This is a genomic window from Paenibacillus sp. FSL R7-0652 (assembly GCF_038595045.1).
In the GTDB taxonomy this organism is placed as follows: domain Bacteria; phylum Bacillota; class Bacilli; order Paenibacillales; family Paenibacillaceae; genus Paenibacillus.
The window spans coordinates 140,001-159,865 of sequence record NZ_CP152001.1 but is presented as its reverse complement, the minus strand read 5'-3'; the positions used below and the strand labels follow the sequence as shown (position 1 = coordinate 159,865).

Annotated in this window: 16 protein-coding genes, 10 tRNA genes and 1 rRNA gene (1 of these 27 only partly in view); all 27 read right to left on the bottom strand. The window is 48.8% G+C overall.

Annotated elements, in window-relative coordinates:
- Positions 1-48: 48 nt before the first annotated feature.
- Positions 49-996: a ribose-phosphate pyrophosphokinase gene (locus tag MKY97_RS00785; protein ID WP_342553684.1), complete on the bottom strand. Its 948-nt coding sequence runs from the start codon at positions 994-996 to the stop codon at positions 49-51.
- 87 nt (positions 997-1,083) lie between these two features.
- Positions 1,084-1,923, bottom strand: a complete 840-nt coding sequence (gene hisJ / locus MKY97_RS00780) for a histidinol-phosphatase HisJ (RefSeq protein WP_342553683.1) — start codon at positions 1,921-1,923, stop codon at positions 1,084-1,086.
- A gap of 14 nt (positions 1,924-1,937) precedes the next feature.
- Complete coding sequence (gene hisIE / locus MKY97_RS00775) at positions 1,938-2,684, bottom strand: bifunctional phosphoribosyl-AMP cyclohydrolase/phosphoribosyl-ATP diphosphatase HisIE (RefSeq protein ID WP_342553682.1); 747 nt, start codon at positions 2,682-2,684, stop codon at positions 1,938-1,940.
- A complete protein-coding gene (gene hisF, locus MKY97_RS00770; RefSeq protein ID WP_342553681.1) occupies positions 2,677-3,438 on the bottom strand; it encodes an imidazole glycerol phosphate synthase subunit HisF in 762 nt (253 codons plus the stop codon). Before hisF ends, hisIE begins: the two co-directional genes overlap by 8 nt.
- Positions 3,439-3,468: 30 nt before the next feature.
- Complete coding sequence (gene hisA / locus MKY97_RS00765; RefSeq protein WP_342553680.1) at positions 3,469-4,203, bottom strand: 1-(5-phosphoribosyl)-5-[(5-phosphoribosylamino)methylideneamino]imidazole-4-carboxamide isomerase; 735 nt, start codon at positions 4,201-4,203, stop codon at positions 3,469-3,471.
- A 145-nt stretch (positions 4,204-4,348) separates the two neighbouring features.
- Complete coding sequence (gene hisH, locus MKY97_RS00760) at positions 4,349-4,975, bottom strand: imidazole glycerol phosphate synthase subunit HisH (protein ID WP_342553679.1); 627 nt, start codon at positions 4,973-4,975, stop codon at positions 4,349-4,351.
- 3 nt (positions 4,976-4,978) lie between these two features.
- Complete coding sequence (gene hisB, locus MKY97_RS00755; RefSeq protein WP_342553678.1) at positions 4,979-5,620, bottom strand: imidazoleglycerol-phosphate dehydratase HisB; 642 nt, start codon at positions 5,618-5,620, stop codon at positions 4,979-4,981.
- Positions 5,613-6,917: a histidinol dehydrogenase gene (gene hisD, locus MKY97_RS00750; protein ID WP_342553677.1), complete on the bottom strand. Its 1,305-nt coding sequence runs from the start codon at positions 6,915-6,917 to the stop codon at positions 5,613-5,615. The genes hisB and hisD overlap by 8 nt, the downstream gene beginning before the upstream one ends.
- 134 nt (positions 6,918-7,051) lie before the next feature.
- Positions 7,052-7,711 (bottom strand): ATP phosphoribosyltransferase, encoded by a 660-nt coding sequence (hisG, locus tag MKY97_RS00745; protein ID WP_342553676.1) that lies wholly within the window; start codon positions 7,709-7,711, stop codon positions 7,052-7,054.
- Between the two features lies 1 nt (position 7,712).
- A complete protein-coding gene (locus tag MKY97_RS00740) occupies positions 7,713-8,906 on the bottom strand; it encodes an ATP phosphoribosyltransferase regulatory subunit (RefSeq protein ID WP_342553675.1) in 1,194 nt (397 codons plus the stop codon).
- Between the two features lie 579 nt (positions 8,907-9,485).
- A complete protein-coding gene (locus tag MKY97_RS00735; RefSeq protein ID WP_342553674.1) occupies positions 9,486-10,028 on the bottom strand; it encodes a DapH/DapD/GlmU-related protein in 543 nt (180 codons plus the stop codon).
- Entirely contained in the window at positions 10,025-10,681 is a 657-nt protein-coding gene (gene ppaX / locus MKY97_RS00730; protein WP_342553673.1) for a pyrophosphatase PpaX, read from the bottom strand. The genes MKY97_RS00735 and ppaX overlap by 4 nt, the downstream gene beginning before the upstream one ends.
- A gap of 6 nt (positions 10,682-10,687) precedes the next feature.
- On the bottom strand, positions 10,688-11,722 hold the full coding sequence (gene lgt, locus MKY97_RS00725) for a prolipoprotein diacylglyceryl transferase (RefSeq protein ID WP_342553672.1): 1,035 nt from the start codon (positions 11,720-11,722) through the stop codon (positions 10,688-10,690).
- A gap of 176 nt (positions 11,723-11,898) precedes the next feature.
- Complete coding sequence (gene hprK, locus MKY97_RS00720; protein WP_342553671.1) at positions 11,899-12,837, bottom strand: HPr(Ser) kinase/phosphatase; 939 nt, start codon at positions 12,835-12,837, stop codon at positions 11,899-11,901.
- 335 nt (positions 12,838-13,172) lie between these two features.
- On the bottom strand, positions 13,173-14,297 hold the full coding sequence (gene ugpC, locus MKY97_RS00715) for a sn-glycerol-3-phosphate ABC transporter ATP-binding protein UgpC (protein ID WP_110898810.1): 1,125 nt from the start codon (positions 14,295-14,297) through the stop codon (positions 13,173-13,175).
- A gap of 103 nt (positions 14,298-14,400) precedes the next feature.
- Positions 14,401-15,600, bottom strand: coding sequence for a helix-turn-helix domain-containing protein (locus MKY97_RS00710; RefSeq protein WP_342553670.1), 1,200 nt, complete (start codon positions 15,598-15,600; stop codon positions 14,401-14,403).
- Between the two features lie 155 nt (positions 15,601-15,755).
- Positions 15,756-15,828 (bottom strand) — tRNA-Lys (locus MKY97_RS00705).
- A gap of 7 nt (positions 15,829-15,835) precedes the next feature.
- Positions 15,836-15,921: transfer RNA gene (locus tag MKY97_RS00700), tRNA-Tyr, on the bottom strand.
- Positions 15,922-15,932: 11 nt separating this feature from the next.
- Positions 15,933-16,005, bottom strand: a tRNA-Phe gene (locus MKY97_RS00695).
- 20 nt (positions 16,006-16,025) lie between these two features.
- Positions 16,026-16,103 (bottom strand) — tRNA-Asp (locus MKY97_RS00690).
- 9 nt (positions 16,104-16,112) lie between these two features.
- Positions 16,113-16,188 (bottom strand) — tRNA-Thr (locus tag MKY97_RS00685).
- A gap of 5 nt (positions 16,189-16,193) precedes the next feature.
- Positions 16,194-16,269, bottom strand: a tRNA-Val gene (locus MKY97_RS00680).
- A gap of 9 nt (positions 16,270-16,278) precedes the next feature.
- Positions 16,279-16,355: transfer RNA gene (locus MKY97_RS00675), tRNA-Met, on the bottom strand.
- Between the two features lie 43 nt (positions 16,356-16,398).
- Positions 16,399-16,490, bottom strand: a tRNA-Ser gene (locus MKY97_RS00670).
- Positions 16,491-16,571: 81 nt separating this feature from the next.
- Positions 16,572-19,515: ribosomal RNA gene (locus MKY97_RS00665) — 23S ribosomal RNA — on the bottom strand.
- 207 nt (positions 19,516-19,722) lie between these two features.
- Positions 19,723-19,798: transfer RNA gene (locus MKY97_RS00660), tRNA-Ala, on the bottom strand.
- 21 nt (positions 19,799-19,819) lie between these two features.
- Positions 19,820-19,865 (bottom strand) — tRNA-Ile (locus MKY97_RS00655); it runs 31 nt beyond the window's last position.

The following is a 19,865-nucleotide window of genomic DNA, read 5'->3' as shown; positions in this document are numbered from 1 at the left end:
ATTTGAGACAGGATCGGGCCGTAGAATACCCGGGTATATTTGATGGAATTAGATACCTGAATCCTTAAACAGTGTAGCCATAGAGCCGCCGTCGACTATGATGCGTATGGCTCGTGACAGCATTGGTGCAACAGGCAGTACTTTAAAACATTCCGGGTGATCCTCTGGCAGTGCAATCGAATCTGTCACCACAACCTCAGTAATCGATGGATGATTCAGTTTGCTGACCGCCCCATCCGAGAACAAGCCGTGAGTTGCGCAAACATACGCGTTCTCTGCACCTCGCTCTTTCAGACCTTCAACTACATTCACAATGGTTGACCCGGTATCAATCAGATCCTCGATAATAATCGGTGTTCGCCCCTCAACATCACCGATCACATGCGTAATGATGGATTCATTATGACTTGGGCGTTTTTTAATCATGATTGCAAAAGGTGAATCCAGACGGTTCGCCAGCTTCTCCGCCATCGATGCTCGTCCTGCATCAGGAGAAACCACGACTGGATTTTGGATTCCTTTGCTGAGCAGGTATTCACTGATCAAGTCTAGTGATGTCATATGATCTACCGGAATGTTAAAGAAGCCCTGGATAGCTGCAGCATGCAGATCAATCGTAACCACCCGGCTTGCTCCAGCTGTCGTTAATACATCTGCCACCATCTTGGCCGAGATTGGCTCACGCGGAGCAGATTTCCGCTCCTGACGAGCATACCCGTAATACGGGACAATAATGTTCACCGTGCGTGCCGATGCTCTTTTTGCCGCATCAATCATGACAAGCAGCTCAACAAACAGCTCATTAATGGGATGAGACAACGACTGTATTAGAAACACATCACAATTGCGGATCGTTTCTTCGTAATGGACGTATATTTCTCCGCTCTTGAACCGGGACAGTTTAATCTTGCCCAGTTGTACGCCCAGCTTGTCGCATACCTGCTCTGCAAGCTTAGGGTTAGATGAACCGGAAAAAATACGTAACGAATGCTGCATAATGCCCTCCCGAGGGGTATCCCCTATCATATTCCCTTATAGTTAAGTTGAAGAATCCAACCTGTATAAAAGGTTCATTTTCCCCTATTATACTCCACTGTTGGCTGCATTTAAAGGAATGAACGAACGCTGGCGGCTTTCAAAAACAGCAACTTGCTCACATCCAAGTTCATGTAAAAGTTTCTCCGCTTCAGGCAGATTATCGCCCAGCTTCATTGGGTCATGTGCATCCGATCCCATCGTAAGAGGAACACCCAATCGAATTGCTTCGGTCAGCATTCTCCGGCTTGGGAACATCTCCGCACATGGCTTGGACAAGCCTGAGGCATTCAGTTCCATAGCACAGCCGCTTTTGGCCACAGCTTGCAGAGCCGCATCCTCCAGTGCAATGCGTTCCTCGGTCTGCTCAAGCGGCGGTACATAACCAAACCTTTTGATGACATCCGAATGTCCTATAATATCATACAGACCAGAAGCAGCCGATTTGCTCACAGCATCATAATATTGTCGGTATACCTCAAGGATATCTTTGCCTTCCCAATGGTGAGTCTGACGGAAATCGGTAATATCCCATTCACCCAGAAAATGAACGGAGCCAATGACATAATCCCATGGATAACGTTCAATGATCGAACGAATCTCTGATTCAAAGCCTTCGATATAATCACCTTCAAGACCAACACGGACATCAATCTGCCCACGGTATCGTTCCTTCAGAGAGAAACACTCCTCAACATATCGCGGCAGCTCATCCATAGGCATAGCCATCTCGGGATAGTATTCAGCCGGATCCACATGCAGGAGCGGCATATGATCAGACAATCCAATCTGGGACAGACCGATAGCGATTCCGCGCTGCACGTATTCTTCCAGCTTGCCCACCGCATGTCCGCAGCGTTCATGATGAGTATGGTAGTCTATGCGCATTAAAGATTCGCCTCCTAGTCGCGGCGCGGCCGTTCGTGTCGGCGGCTCAGCTCAGACATGATGTCATCCAGAGGCAGCTTGCGCTCCTGCAGCAGCACGAGCAGGTGATACATCAGGTCACTGACCTCGAGACGAAGCTCGTCATTATCTTTGTTTTTGGCAGCAATAATCGTTTCGGAAGCTTCCTCACCGATCTTTTTCAGGATTTTATCGACACCTTTATCAAACAGATACGTGGTATATGCACCTTCCGGACGTTCGCGCTCACGCTCAGCAATGACAGATTCCAGTTCTGCCAATACCTCAAAGCGTCGCTCAGCAGCAGTTGAAGAGGCCTTGTTGGAGTTTGCCGAGCTCCCCGCTTCTTCTTTGTTATCTTGGTCTGACTCACTTTCTGGTAAACCGATAATTTCATTATGGAAACAAGTTAATGCACCTGTATGGCAGGCCGGTCCCTTCGGTTTAACCTCAACCAGCAGCGTATCGCCGTCACAGTCATATTTCAAGGAAACGATCTTCTGGACATTGCCAGAGGTTGCTCCTTTATTCCATAGCTCTTGGCGCGAACGCGACCAGAACCAGGTTTCTCCAGACTCCAGCGACAGCTTCAGCGATTCACGATTCATATAAGCCATCATTAATACTCTGCGGGTATCCACATCCTGCACAATGGCAGGAACCAATCCTTCATCCCAACGGATGTGTTCCACAACCTGCTCCAAGGAGAGCTGTTCCTTGATCTCATCACTTACTTTAGTCACGGATTTCCACTCCTTGTTCTCTTAATTGTTGTTTTAATGCCGGTACGCCAATTTCTTTGTAGTGAAAGATGGTTGCGGCCAGACCTGCGTCCGCTTTGCCTGTTGTGAAAACATCATAGAAGTGAGACTCCTTGCCTGCACCACCTGACGCAATGACTGGAATACGTACCGATTCCGAAACAGCAGCGGTCAGCTTCAAATCAAAACCGTCCTTCGTACCATCTGCGTCCATGCTGGTTAACAGAATTTCTCCCGCACCCAGCTCCTCGGCTTGTTTAACCCACTCCAAAGCTTTAATGCCGGATGGTTTCCGTCCGCCATGGGTATAGACTTCCCACTCGCCCCAAGCTTCGTTATACTTGGCATCAATGGCAACGACGATACATTGCGAGCCAAAACGGCGTGCACCATCCGCAATGATCTGAGGATTAAGGACCGCCGCAGTATTTACTGCAATTTTATCCGCACCTGCACGCAAAATACGCTTCATGTCCTCTACTTTGGAGATCCCGCCTCCTACCGTAAAAGGAATCGCGATCTCACCTGCCGTCTGTCTTACAACTTCCTCCATCGTTTCACGGCCCTCCACCGATGCGGAGATATCGAGAAATACAAGTTCGTCCGCTCCCTCGCGGTCATACAGTGCCGCCAGCTCTACCGGATCACCCGCATCGCGGAGATTGACAAAGTTCACGCCTTTAACGACCCGGCCGTCCTTCACGTCCAGACAGGGAATGATTCTTTTTGCCAGCATGCTCCCTCTTCCTCTCTACCCGATTATCCGTTACTTGTTCACCAAACGCACTGCTTCAGCCAGATCAATACTGCCTGTATACAGGGCTTTGCCTACAATGGCTCCGCCAACACCATCAGATGCATGTTGACTCAAACGAAGCAAATCATCCATCACACTGACACCGCCAGAAGCAATAACTGTCCGTCCGCTTGCTTTGGCAAGGGACACAATCGCCTCAACATTAGGCCCCTGCATCATACCGTCACGGGAAATGTCCGTAAAGATAAATGTTTCCGCTCCATACGCAGCGAGTTCCTTCGCCAGCACTTCAGCCTGTACCTCGGAAGTTTCAAGCCATCCACGAGTGGCAACATAACCATTACGCGCATCAATACCAATGGCCACTTTATCTCCGTAACGTCCTAATACTTCTTCTGTAAAAGCACGATCCTCAATAGCAGCTGTCCCGATAATCAATCGGCTTACGCCTAGCCCCAGCAAACGTTCAACGTCAGTAATTGTACGAAGTCCGCCGCCAACCTGCACAGGTACATTCACAGCAGATGCAATACGTCCAATCAGCTCGTCATTAACCGGGTGTCCCGCCTTTGCTCCATCCAGATCCACCAGATGAACATATGTACCACCCTGCTTCTCCCAGTTAAGGGCAACCTGAACCGGGTCATCGTTATATACGGTTTCCTGATTATAATCTCCCTGCACCAATCTTACACATTTGCCGTCCCGGATATCGATTGCCGGGTATAAGATAAAAGATGACATACAAGGCCTCCTAAGTGTAGATTCGATTGAATTTCGATTAAACTTTCATGTAACTTCAAGTTGAATACATTTAAAAACAGGATTCAATTCTAATGAAATTCGATCATAAGATAATACAAATCTTGTTTAGATAGACAATTATAAATTAGGCTGTTCCCGATGCCCCCGTCAAAGACAGGAAATTGCTGAGCAGTTTCATGCCAAGTTCACCGCTCTTCTCAGGGTGGAACTGCATACCGAAGTTTGATCCTCGGCCTACGATCGCAGTAACCGGATGTCCGTAATCCGTAACGGCCAGCAGATCGTCCTTGTTCTCGGTAATTGCATGATACGAGTGTACAAAATAAACATGCCCGGCATCCAAACCCGCGAAGAGCGGATTTTCAGGATGTAAAAATTCCAAACGGTTCCATCCCATATGAGGAACCTTCAGTTCACTTGGTGCGAAGCGCACTACTTTTCCCGGCAAAATGTCCAGTCCCTCATGCTCGCCGTGTTCCTCACCCGTACTGAACAGCAGCTGCATGCCCAGACAGATGCCAAGCAGCGGTTTCAGTCCGGCAGCCGCTTCTTTTACGACGCCATCCAGACCTGTTTCTCGCAAATGCACCATTGCATCACCAAAGGCACCTACCCCCGGCAAAATAACGCCATCAGCGGCAAGAATAGCTTCCCGCTCACCTGTGACCAGCGTTTCATAGCCAAGACGTTCGACCGCTTTGCCGACGCTGTGCAGGTTCCCCATACCGTAATCGACAATTGCAATCGCCATTGTCTACAGCACTCCCTTCGTGGAAGGCACGCCGGTTACTCGTGGATCGATCATCGTCGCTTCATCCAGCGCACGTCCGAGAGCCTTGAAGACCGCTTCAATCATGTGATGTGTGTTCTGACCGTAGTGCACAATGACATGCAGCGTAATCCGCGCTTCGAGCGCCAGTTTCCAAAGAAATTCATGCACCAGCTCTGTAGAAAAGCTGCCTACCTGCTGCGACGGGTACTCGGCCCGGTATTCAAAGTGCGGACGGTTGCTCACATCAATGATAACCTGAGCAAGCGCTTCGTCCATCGGTACAAACACACTGGCATAACGTTTAATTCCGCGTTTATCGCCCAGCGCCTGATACAGCGTCTGTCCCAGACAGATGCCAATGTCTTCAACCGTATGGTGATCATCAATATCGATATCTCCCCGAGCCTGTACGTTAAGATCGAATTGTCCATGCTTTGTGAACAGATCGAGCATATGATTCAGAAACGGTACATCCGTCTCAATATTGGATTGTCCCGTGCCATCTACGTTGAATGACAGCTGGATATTCGTCTCGTTTGTTTTGCGATCTACCTCTGCCTGACGCACTGTCCCTTGATTTTGAAGCTGCACTCCGTTTTCTGCACTCTTATTCTGATTATCCATTGTCCGATTCCGCCTTTCCTTCCTGTTGTAAGCGTACAGCAATTGCGCGAGCATGTCCTTCAAGCCCCTCATGTCGGGCTAATTCGATGATAGCTGCACCGTTCTGCAGCAGTGCCTCTTTACTATAATAAATCAGACTCGATTTTTTGATAAAATCATCCACGTCTACCGGTGAACTGAACCGGGCAGTTCCATTGGTCGGAATAATATGATTCGGTCCGGCAAAGTAATCGCCCACCGGTTCGGAGCTGTACGGCCCGAGAAAGATTGCACCGGCATTCTCGATTCGGCCGGCGTAAGCCATCGGCTCCTGCACCATAATCTCCAGATGCTCGGGTGCAAGCCGGTTCACAACATCGATTCCCTCATCGATCGAATCGACGACGATAATCGCCCCATGCTGCTCCACGGAAGCAGCAGCAATATCGCGCCGCGGCAGCACTTCCAGCTGCCGCTGCACCTCGGCCTGCACAGCTTCCGCCAGCACGGCCGAATTCGTGACGAGAATGGCCGATGCCATCTCGTCATGCTCCGCCTGCGACAGCAGGTCCGCAGCGACATAAACAGGGTTCGCCGTATCATCGGCGAGCACCACAATCTCACTAGGCCCAGCGATACTGTCAATATCGACGGCCCCATACACCTCGCGCTTCGCGAGCGCCACGTAGATGTTACCCGGTCCACAGATCTTGTCGACCGGGGCAATACTCTCCGTGCCGTAAGCAAGAGCGGCGATCGCCTGCGCGCCGCCTACCCGGTACATCTCGTTCACACCTGCTTCCGCGGCAGCCACGAGAATGTACGGGTCAATGCCTTCTCCACCGTTCGTCGCCGGCGGTGTGACAAGCACAATCTCCGGCACGCCTGCAACCTGTGCCGGAATGACATTCATCAGCACCGACGATGGATACGCTGCTTTCCCTCCAGGGACATACACGCCGACTCGTTTCAGCGGCCGAATAATCTGGCCGAGCAGACTGCCGTCCGGCTGCCAGTCCATCCACGAATTGCGTTTCTGCTTCTCATGAAACGCACGAATATTGCCGGCGGCTTGGCGAATCGCCGTCACAAACGATGGCTCCACGGCTTCATACGCCGCCTGGAGCTCCTCCTGCGGCACGCGCAGTCCCGCAGCCGTCAGCTGTGTGCGATCCAGCTGCTCTGTATAACGCAGCAGCGCTGCATCCCCTTCACGGCGAATGTCTGCGACAATGCGCCGTACCGCTTCATTTTGCTCCGGCGTACCGTACTCTACTTCCCGCTTCAGATCAAATTGCCGTGCTGGTACAATCTTCATTCGTACAACCTCCTTACGTTATCTATTTCCTATATAAATAGTACCGTTCACATATCTATGTGCTGTTGACTCTATTCCTATCTGCTATCCTTGTTTACCTGACTTGTGCGCATCATTCTTTACTTATCTGCTCATTATCTTCTCGCACTTCCCGTAGAAACTTCATTACCGCTCGGAATCACCATTTGAAGTGCATCACACAGGGACTGAATTCGGGCATTTTTCATGCGATAACTGACGCGATTTGCAATGAGACGGCTGGTAATATTCAGAATCTCCGTCATCTCCACAAGCCCATTCTCACGCAGCGTCTGTCCTGTCTCGACCAGATCGACGATTCGGTCAGCCAGACCGATCAGGGGAGCAAGCTCGATGGAACCATTCAATTTAATAACCTCAACCTGCTGTCCCTGCTCACGGAAGTACTGGGAAGCGATGTTCGGATATTTCGTAGCAACCCGCTGCTGGATACCCGCCTTCCAGTCCGGAAGCCCAATCACAGACATACGGCACTGCGCAATCCCCAGATTTAAAAGCTCATACACATCCCGATCTTCCTCAAGCAGCACGTCTTTCCCGACAATGCCAATATCGGCAACACCGTACTCCACATACGTTGGTACATCGACAGGTTTGGCCATAATGAACTCCATCCCGGCTTCAGGTACTTCGATAACCAGTTTACGGGTATCATCTACATCCTCAGGAATATCAAGTCCTGCTTCACGAAACAGCTTGGAGGCCTTTTTATAGATACGGCCTTTGGGCATAGCCACCTTGAGAATATCCGACATCTTATTGTCCTCCTTGTTTTGATCCATAGATAATGACCTGTTCAGCCTGTTTCGCATCTGTCCCACTTGCCACTGCTTTTGGCCTTTTATCATCAAGAAGAGATGTGACTACATTCTGACCCAAACTGCGCAGTCTTGCTGCTTCGGCTAAGGCTTCCGCTCGCCGCTCCGGGCTGTATTCGATACGAACCGGCTTCTTTTCCTCAATACTAATGCCGTGAACACCATCAATAATACGATTCGTTTTCAACGCAAAGCCGGTAGCCGGAAGAGCACGCCCGAACTGCTGCAGTAGATTGTCATATCGCCCACCGCTGCATACCGGAGATCCCAGCTCTGCTGCGTACCCTTCAAATGTCATGCCTGTATAATAGGAGAAATCCCCGATCATCGTCAGATCGATCAGCACATGTTCCGAGACCCCATACGCCTCCAGCACCTCAAATACGGCGCACAAATGTGCAATGGACTCGGCCGCTTCAACACTTGAGCTGAGCTCGCCTGCATGGGTGCAGATTTCTTTCCCGCCGCGCAGACGCAGTATTGCTTCAAGCTGTTGTTTTTGCTTTGACTCCAGATGTAATGCTTCGATGGATTGGCGATACCCGACATAATCTCGTCCCAGCAGCCCTTCCTTCAACTGCTCCTGCTCAGCCGTCTGACCTGGAATTACTTCCTCCAGCAATCCGTTCAGAAAGCCCATGTGTCCCATTGCTATCTTGAAAGAAGATACACCCGCTGCCTGTAGTGAAGCAATTGCAAGTGCGACCACTTCCGCGTCGGCCTCCGGGGAATCGTCCCCTACAAGCTCCACACCTGTCTGGAAAAACTCAGCCTCACGTCCGGCTTCCTCTTCTATGGAGCGAAAAACATTCGCATGATAGGATAAACGCAGCGGAAGTGCCTCATCCTTGAGCATCGATGATACCACCCGCGCTATCGGAGCAGTCAGATCAGATCGCAGTACCAGTGTCGTTCCCCGGCTGTTCAGCAATTTAAACAGTTTGCGGTCCGATGTCGAACTGGCTACCCCTACTGTGTCGTAGTATTCAATTGTTGGTGTTATAATCTGGCGGTATCCCCAGCGTTCCATGCATTCCAGTACATTTCGTTCAATCATTCGCAGTTTGGATACTACATGTGGTGTATAATCACGGAAGCCGGTTGGTTTTTCAAAGCCTTTTGGTTTGGACATTGGTATGATTCACCCCGAGTCATGGATTTGAATGATGGATTAGAATTATTACATACATTGATCTAAAGATACTTGTACCTACACCTCGATGAACGAATAATCTTTTTAACCGCAGATTGTGTTCGTCATCATTTATATCGCTCTATCTCCACAGGATTTATGTATGACAAATCCCCATTCTATGTTAGTTACCCTGATTCACCGTAAAGCCTCATGCATCTTTTAACTTAACAAAGGCCTTAACGTTCACACATTTTATACATTAGTCCGGTCTTCACTATTACTTGTTAATCACTAACCATATACTTTCGTATGGTAAAGTGCTAACAAACTAAAGGATATGGGATATGATAACATGAATGCCGCTCGATCGTCAACAAAACTACCTTTCACACATGATCATCCAGCCCAAGCTCGTCCAGCCCGATGTTCTTTAAATATGCTCCTGGTTCATTGGTTATATGTGAAGTTTTGTATACGAAAAAAGCTGCCCTCAGCAGCTCTTCCCTTCATCCTTTGCATCATGTATCTTTTTATGCAGCATTGTCTATGGTTAATATGGTTTGACGATCTCCAAACTTAATGAACCTTTCGCTGCGAAGGTTCATCCGTTTTGAACACCATTTCTTCCGGCAAGTCTGCCGGACGTGATAAATCACGCAAAGGATTACCTCCAACAAAAGCGCCTGGAGCCACGTTCTTATGCACGACAGCCCCGGCAGCAACTACCGCTCCGTCTCCGATCGTTATCCCTGGAAGGATGGTTGTATTGGCCCCGATCAGTACATTATCTCCGATAATGACTTCACCGAGTCTGTACTCCTTAATGAGATACTCGTGAGCCAGAATCGTGGTATTGTAACCAATGACTGAGTTTTCACCAATCGTTATTTTCTCCGGGAAAAATACATCCACCATCACCATCAGACCAAAAGCCGTATGGTCCCCCACCTTCATACCGAGCATTCGCCGATATATCCAGTTCTTAAGGGGCAGCACTGGGCAGTACCGCGACAGCTGAATCCAGATAAAATTACGCACGCCCTTCCACGGGCTCACGGTTTTGTAGATATGCCAAAGTGCATTCTGACTTTCTACCGGATAGCGGGTTACTTTTCTCATGAACGGCCCGTTCCTGTAAGAACCATGTCCAGCAAATCTCTCATATCATGCAAAATGTAATCCGGTTTATATCCGCTCAGTACCTGCTCTCCTTTAAGTGACCAAGCCACACCGGCCGAGAGTGCACCCGCATTTTGTGCCGATTGAATATCAACAGGGCTATCACCCACCATCAGGGTGTGGGCGGGGTTGGAACCCAATTCTGCCATCGCTTTTTGAACGGGTTCCGCATGCGGTTTGGGATGGGTTACATCCGTCACTGTGACAATGGACTTCATATATTTAAGCAGATCAAAGCGCTCCAGCACTTTTAATGTGGAAGGGCGAATCTTGGTAGTTACCACACCCATTGTGATGCCTGCCTGATCCAGAGCCTCTACAACCTCGATTACATGGGGAAAAGGTCGAACCATCGCTTCATGGTGAATATCATTATAGGCACGATATCCTTTAACGTATTCTGACACCTCTTCCTGACCTGAAAAGGTTCGCATTTGCTGCTCCAATGTGCCTCCCATATGCGGAATGATCTGTTCCCTTGTCCATGGGGAAGCATGATTCCAGCCTTCCATAACATGCAGGAATGAGTTGATAATCAGCTCATTGGTATCAATAATTGTTCCATCCAGATCAAACAGTACCGTGTTAATCACACTGCATTACTCCTTTTTATCTTCAACTTGCTTTGAATCATCTTCAGCAGGGCTTGAGGTTGCTGTTCCCTTTTCCCCTACGCCAGCCGCCTTACCTGTGTGCTCTAAATCATCAGCAGGAACTTTCGACGAAACAATCGGATCACTGTAACGGGCATTTGCTTTCCCCGTCACTCTTCTTACCACAATAAACACAACAGCGGCAGCAATAATGCCCAGAGACAGTAGCTGCGAGATTCTGACGTTACCATATGCCGGGTCCAGATATCCTTGCTCGAACCCCAATGCAGTCATTGGGGACCACAGTCCGTTCACAAATGAAGCGATCCAGTCCGGAGCTTGGAATGCGAGACTGTCCGTACGCAGTGCTTCAATAAAGAACCGGCCGACCGAATACCAAATGAAATAGGACATGAACAGCTCGCCTGAACGCATAAACTTCTGACGGCGAAGCACAAACAGCAGAATTAATCCGACAAAACACCATACCGACTCATACAAGAAGGCCGGATGACGGAATACACCCTCCACATTCATTTGATTGACAATAAAGTCCGGCAGGTGAAGCTTGTCTCTTAAAAAGGACTCTTCAACAGGACCGCCATATGCCTCCTGATTGACATAGTTTCCCCAACGTCCGATCATCTGTCCAACAAGCAGCCCAGGTGCACAGATATCCGCCATACGCCAGAAGTTATATCCTTTGTGACGGAAGAAAATGAATCCACATATAACGGCACCAATGAGGGCACCGTAGATTGCAATACCACCGTTCCATATTTTAAATACATCCCAGAAGTTATCTTTATAATCCTCCCATTTAAATGCCACGAAGTAGATGCGGGCGGAAATAATGGCAGACGGCACACCCCACAAAACCATATCCATGAATACTTCTTGGGGAATGTTATATCGCTTGCCCTCCCGAATAAGCAGCAGCAGACCCAAAAGTGCCGCAGTACCCAAGATAAGTCCATACCAGTGAACCTTTAATGCGCCTATAGAAAACGCAATCGGGTTCAACAGTAATAATGTATCCATTCATTCACACTCCTATCAATTCACATCTTTAAGCATGACCTTGTGCAGCCTGACCCCATCTTCCTGTTTGAAAGAGTTCAGACTGCCATGTGTCATGCTTCCTAATGACATTGCAGCTTGATATGTTCTATCTTTCTATTGCAGCTGATCATGTGAAGTACTTCACTCCATCTTTCTTAATCCATATCTTCCATATCTTCTGAAATGGTTGCTGTCAGCTTGTTTGTGAACTGGAGTGCGGCGTTAAGTCCCATCTGTTTCAGGCGGTAATTCATACCCGCTACTTCAATGATTACAGCCAGATTTCGTCCCGGTCGAACGGGAATCGTAACCAGTGGTACATCGGTATCAATAATACGTGTTGTCTCTTCATCCAATCCCAGACGGTCATACTGTTTATCCTGCTGCCATGCTTCCAGGCGCACAACTAATGTGATCCGTTTGTTGTTTCGTACAGCCCCTGCACCAAACAACGTCATTACATTGATAATACCTACACCCCTGATCTCCAGCAGGTGACGGATCAACTCTGGTGCGGTACCGTGCAGCTGAAAGTCCGACGTTTGGCGGATCTCCACCGCATCATCGGCAATCAAACGGTGACCCCGTTTTACAAGTTCAAGAGCCGTTTCACTCTTACCAATACCACTGCTGCCTGTGATCAGCATACCTACACCATATACATCACACAGTACACCGTGAATCGTCGCGGTAGGTGCCAGCTTACCTTCGAGAAAACCAGTGATCCGGCTCGAAAGAATGGTCGTAGCCATGTTGCTCCGAAGTACGGCCAGATTCTGTTCTTCACTGATATCTATCAGTTCCTGTGGAACTTCCAATCCGCGTGTAACGACAATACAAGGTGTCTCCTCGGTACACAGACGCTGCATACGTTCACGACGCTCATGTTCAGGCAGCATGGCAAAAAAGGCCAGCTCTGTTCTTCCCAGCAGTTGTACCCGCTCTTTGGGATGATATTCAAAGTAACCTGCCATCTCCAGACCAGGACGGTTAAGGTCATCTACCGTAATATATCTTTTTAATCCCTGAGAACCCGAAACAACTTCCATCTGAAACTGCTGTACCAATTCGGATACTTTCACTTTTTTCGCCATTTGTCTCTTCCTTTCAGCATTCGCTGTGCCTCTATGTACCTCAATTCGTGTATCATTTCTTTCCATTATTAGCGCATTCACAACATGATTCACAGACAAGTCATTTTGTCCTTGAAATGGCACTCTTGTATACACCAGCGTGCGGCATTTATAGGACAGACCTTCAAATAATCTTAAATGAATTTTGGATCGATTGCAATCGCCGAAGTCCCGTATTCCTGCTCTTCAAGCTCTTTATAAAAAAGCCCCTTCCAGCATAAACGGAAGGGGCTCGATTTACATTATATAATTGCGTTACTTCCAGATTTCGTCGTTTCCGAGAATCTTCAGTAAAATTAGTCTTGAAGAAGTACGTTTACTTCAGTCTCTTTGTCAAAGATATGAACTTTGTTCATGTCGATGGCCATTTTAACTGTAGAACCATCACGAGTATTGGAACGTCCGTCTACACGTGCGATTGTAGTGTCATTACCTACACCGCTCAAGTAGAGGAGCATTTCGTGACCCAGGTTCTCTGTTACATCTACGTGAGTAGAGAATACAGAGTTCGGGGAAGCTTCCAGGAATACCGGCTCTTCGTGAATGTCTTCTGGACGAACGCCCATGATCACTTCTTTAGCAGCATATCCTTTGGATTTCAACACTTGTGCTTTACCTTGTGGAATCTCAACGTCCACACCAGGAGCTACAAAGTGCAGGCTTGATCCTTGCTCAGCCAGTTTACCCGAGATGAAGTTCATTGTCGGGGAACCGATGAAACCAGCTACGAACAGGTTCGCCGGGTGATTGTACAGCTCTTCAGGAGAAGCTGCTTGTTGGATGATACCATCCTTCATAACGACAATCCGATCACCCATCGTCATTGCTTCGATCTGGTCATGCGTTACGTAAATAACGGTTGTTTCCAAACGTTTAGCAAGCTTAGTGATTTCCGCACGCATCTGTCCACGGAGTTTAGCATCCAAGTTGGAAAGCGGCTCATCCATCAAGAAGACTTGTGGGTCACGGACAATCGCACGTCCCAAAGCGACACGCTGACGTTGACCACCGGACAATGCTTTAGGTTTACGCTCAAGCAAGTGCTCGATATCGAGGATCTTAGCTGCTTCACGTACACGTTTGTCGATCTCGTCTTTTTTGACCTTACGCAATTTCAAACCAAATGCCATGTTTTGATATACGCTCATATGCGGATACAAGGCGTAGGATTGGAATACCATCGCGATATCACGGTCTTTAGGTGCAACATCATTCACGACACGGTCACCGATATAGAGTTTACCTTCAGAAATTTCCTCAAGGCCTGCGATCATACGCAGTGTTGTTGATTTACCACAACCGGACGGACCTACCAGTACCAGAAACTCTTTGTCTTTAATGTCCAGGTTAATGTCAACTACAGTTGCTTTATCAGAACCCGGGTATTTTTTGAAAATATGCTCTAAACGTACTCCTGCCATGATTGTTGCCTCCTCAGAGATCATTTTGTAATCGAATACAATTTGTAGTTTTATAATACCCTATCGCTTGGTTATCTGACTATTCGCAAACTGCACAAAAATATCAGCTCTTTTTCGTCACTTTGTACATCAGCAGTAAAAGCTGCACAATCATCGCACTTTTGAAGTGTCTGACATCATAACCAATCTCCTGTTTAATCTTATCCAAACGGTACACGAGTGTATTGCGATGGATAAATAAGCGCTTAGCTGTCTCGCTAACGTTACAGTCCAAACCAAAGAATGTCTCCAGTGTGGCGATTGTCTCGCTATCATTAAAAATAAGTGTACCCTTGCCGGTTTCCTGAATAAAGCGTATCCGCTGCTGCTCTGATATACTTGCTACCAACTGCTCCAGCTGCAGATTCCAAGGAAGATGAATATGCTGCGTAACATGAAAGGAGCGACCAAGCTGCATACTCTCCTGCAGAAGAGAAGCTGTCTGTACCAAAACCTCTTTGGGAATACACGGTAGCGAAGCAGATAGATGAAACACACCTGCAAACTCACTCGCCACCAGCTCGTACAACCCCAAACAAAATGCATGGAGCGAATCTTTTCTGGCCTCTGCGGTGTCATCATCCGCTTCCCCAGTAACAATTTCTTCATTGCCCATGAAAATCCATTCCTGCTCCCCAAGGGGAATTAATGTAATTTCTTCGCCAAAATAACTTTCTAACAGCTTGTTCAACACTTTCGAGTCTACACGCTGAGAATCAGGAGTTTCCCCCTGCAGCAGGAAAATAATTTTCTCTTCCTGAAAATCAGAAAAAGCAGTATATGGATCGGGCAGTGGCTTGTGACTGCCAGTTCGATAAGCTTTAATCTGCTCCTGAAGCCATACACCCAGTGATGATAACCGCTTGTCTGTGTCACTATGTTGGTTTATAACATTGATAGGGGACAGCCGCTCATTACTGATAATCAGTAGCTCAATCAGGCGTCGTGTCTCTATTGTTAGAGAGGCAGCGTTACAGCCCCAGCATACAACGGTATTCTCCTGCTCGTTTATACCAACTTTAAAAAAGATACGTTCACCATGGTGTAAACTAACCATATTTAAATCTGAGGATATATATGATTTTGCTGCGAAATCAAGTTCTCGTTCTCCAGGTTTGCTTCGAATAAAGCTCCGCTTGTTTTCGTCTAAGCCGCTCAAATTTTCAATAGACTGCATCCACTCGTACATCGTAATTTCATATTCATCCAATGTGGTGCCTATAACGCCTTCAATTTGCTGTTTTAGATCGGGTATGAGCTTCATGTATGGAATGTCACCACTCTGCGTGTTTTTTTATCATTATTTTATCATATCTTGATGTGCGCCGCTCTGTATCCGTCAGTCTGACATACTTTAGTCTAAATAGACAAAAAGAGAGTGACCGATCAAATTAATGATCAATCACTCTCTAATTAAGATGAGTCATGAAGGATTCGAACCTTCGACACCCTGATTAAAAGTCAGGTGCTCTACCAACTGAGCTAATGACTCGTAAAACTGGTGGAGGATGATGGATTCGAACCACCGAACCCGTACGGGAGCAGATTTACAGTCTGATGCGTTTGGCCACTTCGCTAATCCTCCAGGATTAAAGGTGGCTCGGGACGGAATCGAACCGCCGACACGAGGATTTTCAGTCCTCTGCTCTACCGACTGAGCTACCGAGCCTTATTTGATTGTAAAATTAATGGCGGAACCGACGGGATTCGAACCCGCGATCTCCTGCGTGACAGGCAGGCATGTTAGGCCAACTACACCACGGTTCCAAGCATTAATGGTGCCGGCGAGAGGACTTGAACCCCCAACCTACTGATTACAAGTCAGTTGCTCTACCAGTTGAGCTACACCGGCGTATATGGTGGAGGCTGAGGGGATCGAACCCCCGACCCTCTGCTTGTAAGGCAGATGCTCTCCCAGCTGAGCTAAGCCTCCTGGGTAATATGGTAGCGGCGGAGGGGATCGAACCCCCGACCTTACGGGTATGAACCGTACGCTCTAGCCAGCTGAGCTACACCGCCATATTATGCATGTTTTGATTGCTTGTCCATCCTTAGGTAAAGATGGCGGAGAGAGAGGGATTCGAACCCTCGCACCGATTACTCAGCCTAACCCCTTAGCAGAGGGTCCCCTTATAGCCACTTGGGTATCTCTCCAAAGACAATCTCAACGTTGTTCAAGGATTGCTCCTTGAAAACTAGATTCGAAACGAAACTTACGCGGCTTAAAACCTGCTATTGGATAAGCCCTCGACCGATTAGTACTGGTCAGCTCCATGCATTGCTGCACTTCCACCCCCAGCCTATCTACCTCGTCGTCTTCAAGGGGTCTTACATACTGGGAAATCTCATCTTGAGGGGGGCTTCACGCTTAGATGCTTTCAGCGCTTATCCCGTCCGTACATAGCTACCCAGCGGTGCTCCTGGCGGAACAACTGGTACACCAGCGGTACGTCCATCCCGGTCCTCTCGTACTAAGGACAGCTCCTCTCAAATTTCCTACGCCCACGACAGATAGGGACCGAACTGTCTCACGACGTTCTGAACCCAGCTCGCGTACCGCTTTAATGGGCGAACAGCCCAACCCTTGGGACCTACTTCAGCCCCAGGATGCGATGAGCCGACATCGAGGTGCCAAACCTCCCCGTCGATGTGGACTCTTGGGGGAGATAAGCCTGTTATCCCCAGGGTAGCTTTTATCCGTTGAGCGATGGCCCTTCCATGCGGTACCACCGGATCACTAAGCCCGACTTTCGTCCCTGCTCGACTTGTAGGTCTCGCAGTCAAGCTCCCTTATGCCTTTGCACTCTTCGAATGATTTCCAACCATTCTGAGGGAACCTTTGGGCGCCTCCGTTACTCTTTAGGAGGCGACCGCCCCAGTCAAACTGCCCACCTGACACTGTCCCCGTACCCGCTAAGGGCACCAGGTTAGAACCTAGATACGATCAGGGTGGTATCCCAACGGTGCCTCCACACAAGCTGGCGCTCATGCTTCAAAGGCTCCCACCTATCCTGTACAGATCGTACCCAAATTCAATATCAAGCTGCAGTAAAGCTCCATGGGGTCTTTCCGTCTTGTCGCGGGTAACCTGCATCTTCACAGGTATTAAAATTTCACCGGATCTCTCGTTGAGACAGCGCCCAAGTCGTTACGCCATTCGTGCGGGTCAGAATTTACCTGACAAGGAATTTCGCTACCTTAGGACCGTTATAGTTACGGCCGCCGTTTACTGGGGCTTCGGTTCACAGCTTCGGATTGCTCCTAACCACTCCCCTTAACCTTCCAGCACCGGGCAGGCGTCAGCCCGTATACTTCGCCTTACGGCTTCGCACAGACCTGTGTTTTTGCTAAACAGTCGCTTGGGCCTTTTCACTGCGGCCCCCTCGTGCTATTCACACTACCGGGGCACCCCTTCTCCCGAAGTTACGGGGTCATTTTGCCGAGTTCCTTAACGAGAGTTCTTCCGCGCGCCTTAGAATTCTCTTCTCGCCTACCTGTGTCGGTTTGCGGTACGGGCACCTTCATCTGGCTAGAGGCTTTTCTTGGCAGTGTGAGATCATGACCTTCGCTACTGTAATTTTCACTCCCCATCACAGCTCAGCCTTACGATGTGCGGATTTGCCTACACATCAGCCTCACTGCTTGGACAGGCATCCATCAGCCTGCGTCACTACCCTACTGCGTCCCCCCATCGCTCGTAACGATTTACGGTGGTACAGGAATTTCGACCTGTTGTCCTTCGACTACGCCTTTCGGCCTCGCCTTAGGTCCCGACTTACCCTGAGCGGACGAGCCTTCCTCAGGAACCCTTAGGCTTTCGGCGGATCAGATTCTCACTGATCTTTTCGTTACTCATACCGGCATTCTCACTTGTATGCTCTCCAGCGCTCCTTACGGTACACCTTCAACGTACATACAACGCTCCCCTACCCCTGATGCAAAGCATCAAGCCATAGCTTCGGTGGTGTGTTTAGCCCCGTTACATTTTCGGCGCAGAGTCACTCGACCAGTGAGCTATTACGCACTCTTTCAATGATGGCTGCTTCTAAGCCAACATCCTGGTTGTCTGTGCAACTCCACATCCTTTCCCACTTAACACACACTTGGGGACCTTAGCTGATGGTCTGGGCTGTTTCCCTTTTGACAATGGATCTTAGCACTCACTGTCTGACTCCCGGAAGTAAGTCTATGGCATTCGGAGTTTGACTGAGCTTGGTAACCCTTGCGGGCCCCGCACCCAATCAGTGCTCTACCTCCACGACTCTGTTTTCCGAGGCTAGCCCTAAAGCTATTTCGGGGAGAACCAGCTATCTCCGAGTTCGATTGGAATTTCTCCGCTACCCCCACCTCATCCCCGCATTTTTCAACATGCGTGGGTTCGGGCCTCCAGTGCGTGTTACCGCACCTTCACCCTGGACAGGGGTAGATCACCCGGTTTCGGGTCTACGTCCACGTACTATGTCGCCCTATTCAGACTCGCTTTCGCTGCGGCTCCGGCTCTTCACCTTAACCTTGCACGGGAACGTAACTCGCCGGTTCATTCTACAAAAGGCACGCCATCACCCTGTTGACGAACAAGTTCGCAACATAGGGCTCTGACTTTTTGTAAGCACACGGTTTCAGGTTCTATTTCACTCCCCTTCCGGGGTGCTTTTCACCTTTCCCTCACGGTACTGCTTCACTATCGGTCGCTAGGAAGTATTTAGCCTTGGCAGATGGTCCTGCCGGATTCATACGGGGTTTCACGTGCCCCGCACTACTCGGGATCCGTCTCGGAGGGAACAGACTTTCAATTACAGGGCTTTTACCTTCTTTGGCGGGCCTTTCCAGACCTCTTCGCTTAACCGGTTCCTTTGTAACTCCATGTGAGACGTCCCACAACCCCAAAGAGCAAGCTCTCTGGTTTGGGCTTCTCCGCGTTCGCTCGCCGCTACTGACGGAATCACTATTGTTTTCTCTTCCTCAGGGTACTTAGATGTTTCAGTTCCCCTGGTATGCCTCTGCACAACCTATGTATTCAGTTGTGAGTAACTGGATATTACCCCAGCTGGGTTTCCCCATTCGGACATCCCCGGATCAAAGCTTGCTTACAGCTCCCCGAGGCAGTATCGTTGTTCGCCACGTCCTTCATCGGCTCCTAGCGCCTAGGCATCCTCCGTGTGCTCTTAGCAGCTTAACCAGATTGCTCCGGTTTCGTTCGCTCGCTTCCCTTGTTTTGCTTACGCAAAGCCAAAAGTCACTCCCATCCGATACCATCGCAATTGCATTTAACTACCGTTTTTATTAAAACTTGTTTAACACAAGTTCAGCTAAAAAGGAATGTTCTAATTCGCGTTTGTTTCGTTTCGATATCTAGTTTTCAAAGAACAAGCTTGTAAAATCTTGTTGGTGGAGCCAAGCGGGATCGAACCGCTGACCTCCTGCTTGCAAGGCAGGCGCTCTCCCAGCTGAGCTATGGCCCCATATCGTATTAGATTAAGAAATGGTGGGCCCTGGTGGACTCGAACCACCGGCCTCACCCTTATCAGA

Excerpts from the sequence above, each read along its gene's own strand:
- hisF (WP_342553681.1), bottom strand. The coding sequence starts at position 3,438 with ATGCTGGCAAAAAGAATCATTCCCTGTCTGGACGTGAAGGACGGCCGG.
- hisG (WP_342553676.1), bottom strand. The coding sequence starts at position 7,711 with ATGTCGGATATTCTCAAGGTGGCTATGCCCAAAGGCCGTATCTATAAA.
- MKY97_RS00785 (WP_342553684.1), bottom strand. The coding sequence starts at position 996 with ATGCAGCATTCGTTACGTATTTTTTCCGGTTCATCTAACCCTAAGCTT.
- lgt (WP_342553672.1), bottom strand. The coding sequence starts at position 11,722 with ATGGATACATTATTACTGTTGAACCCGATTGCGTTTTCTATAGGCGCA.
- MKY97_RS00735 (WP_342553674.1), bottom strand. The coding sequence starts at position 10,028 with ATGAGAAAAGTAACCCGCTATCCGGTAGAAAGTCAGAATGCACTTTGG.
- hisA (WP_342553680.1), bottom strand. The coding sequence starts at position 4,203 with ATGTCATCTTTTATCTTATACCCGGCAATCGATATCCGGGACGGCAAA.
- hisH (WP_342553679.1), bottom strand. The coding sequence starts at position 4,975 with ATGGCGATTGCAATTGTCGATTACGGTATGGGGAACCTGCACAGCGTC.
- ugpC (WP_110898810.1), bottom strand. The coding sequence starts at position 14,297 with ATGGCAGGAGTACGTTTAGAGCATATTTTCAAAAAATACCCGGGTTCT.
- MKY97_RS00710 (WP_342553670.1), bottom strand. The coding sequence starts at position 15,600 with ATGAAGCTCATACCCGATCTAAAACAGCAAATTGAAGGCGTTATAGGC.
- hisJ (WP_342553683.1), bottom strand. The coding sequence starts at position 1,923 with ATGCGCATAGACTACCATACTCATCATGAACGCTGCGGACATGCGGTG.
- hisD (WP_342553677.1), bottom strand. The coding sequence starts at position 6,917 with ATGAAGATTGTACCAGCACGGCAATTTGATCTGAAGCGGGAAGTAGAG.
- hisB (WP_342553678.1), bottom strand. The coding sequence starts at position 5,620 with ATGGATAATCAGAATAAGAGTGCAGAAAACGGAGTGCAGCTTCAAAAT.
- MKY97_RS00740 (WP_342553675.1), bottom strand. The coding sequence starts at position 8,906 with ATGTCCAAACCAAAAGGCTTTGAAAAACCAACCGGCTTCCGTGATTAT.
- hprK (WP_342553671.1), bottom strand. The coding sequence starts at position 12,837 with ATGGCGAAAAAAGTGAAAGTATCCGAATTGGTACAGCAGTTTCAGATG.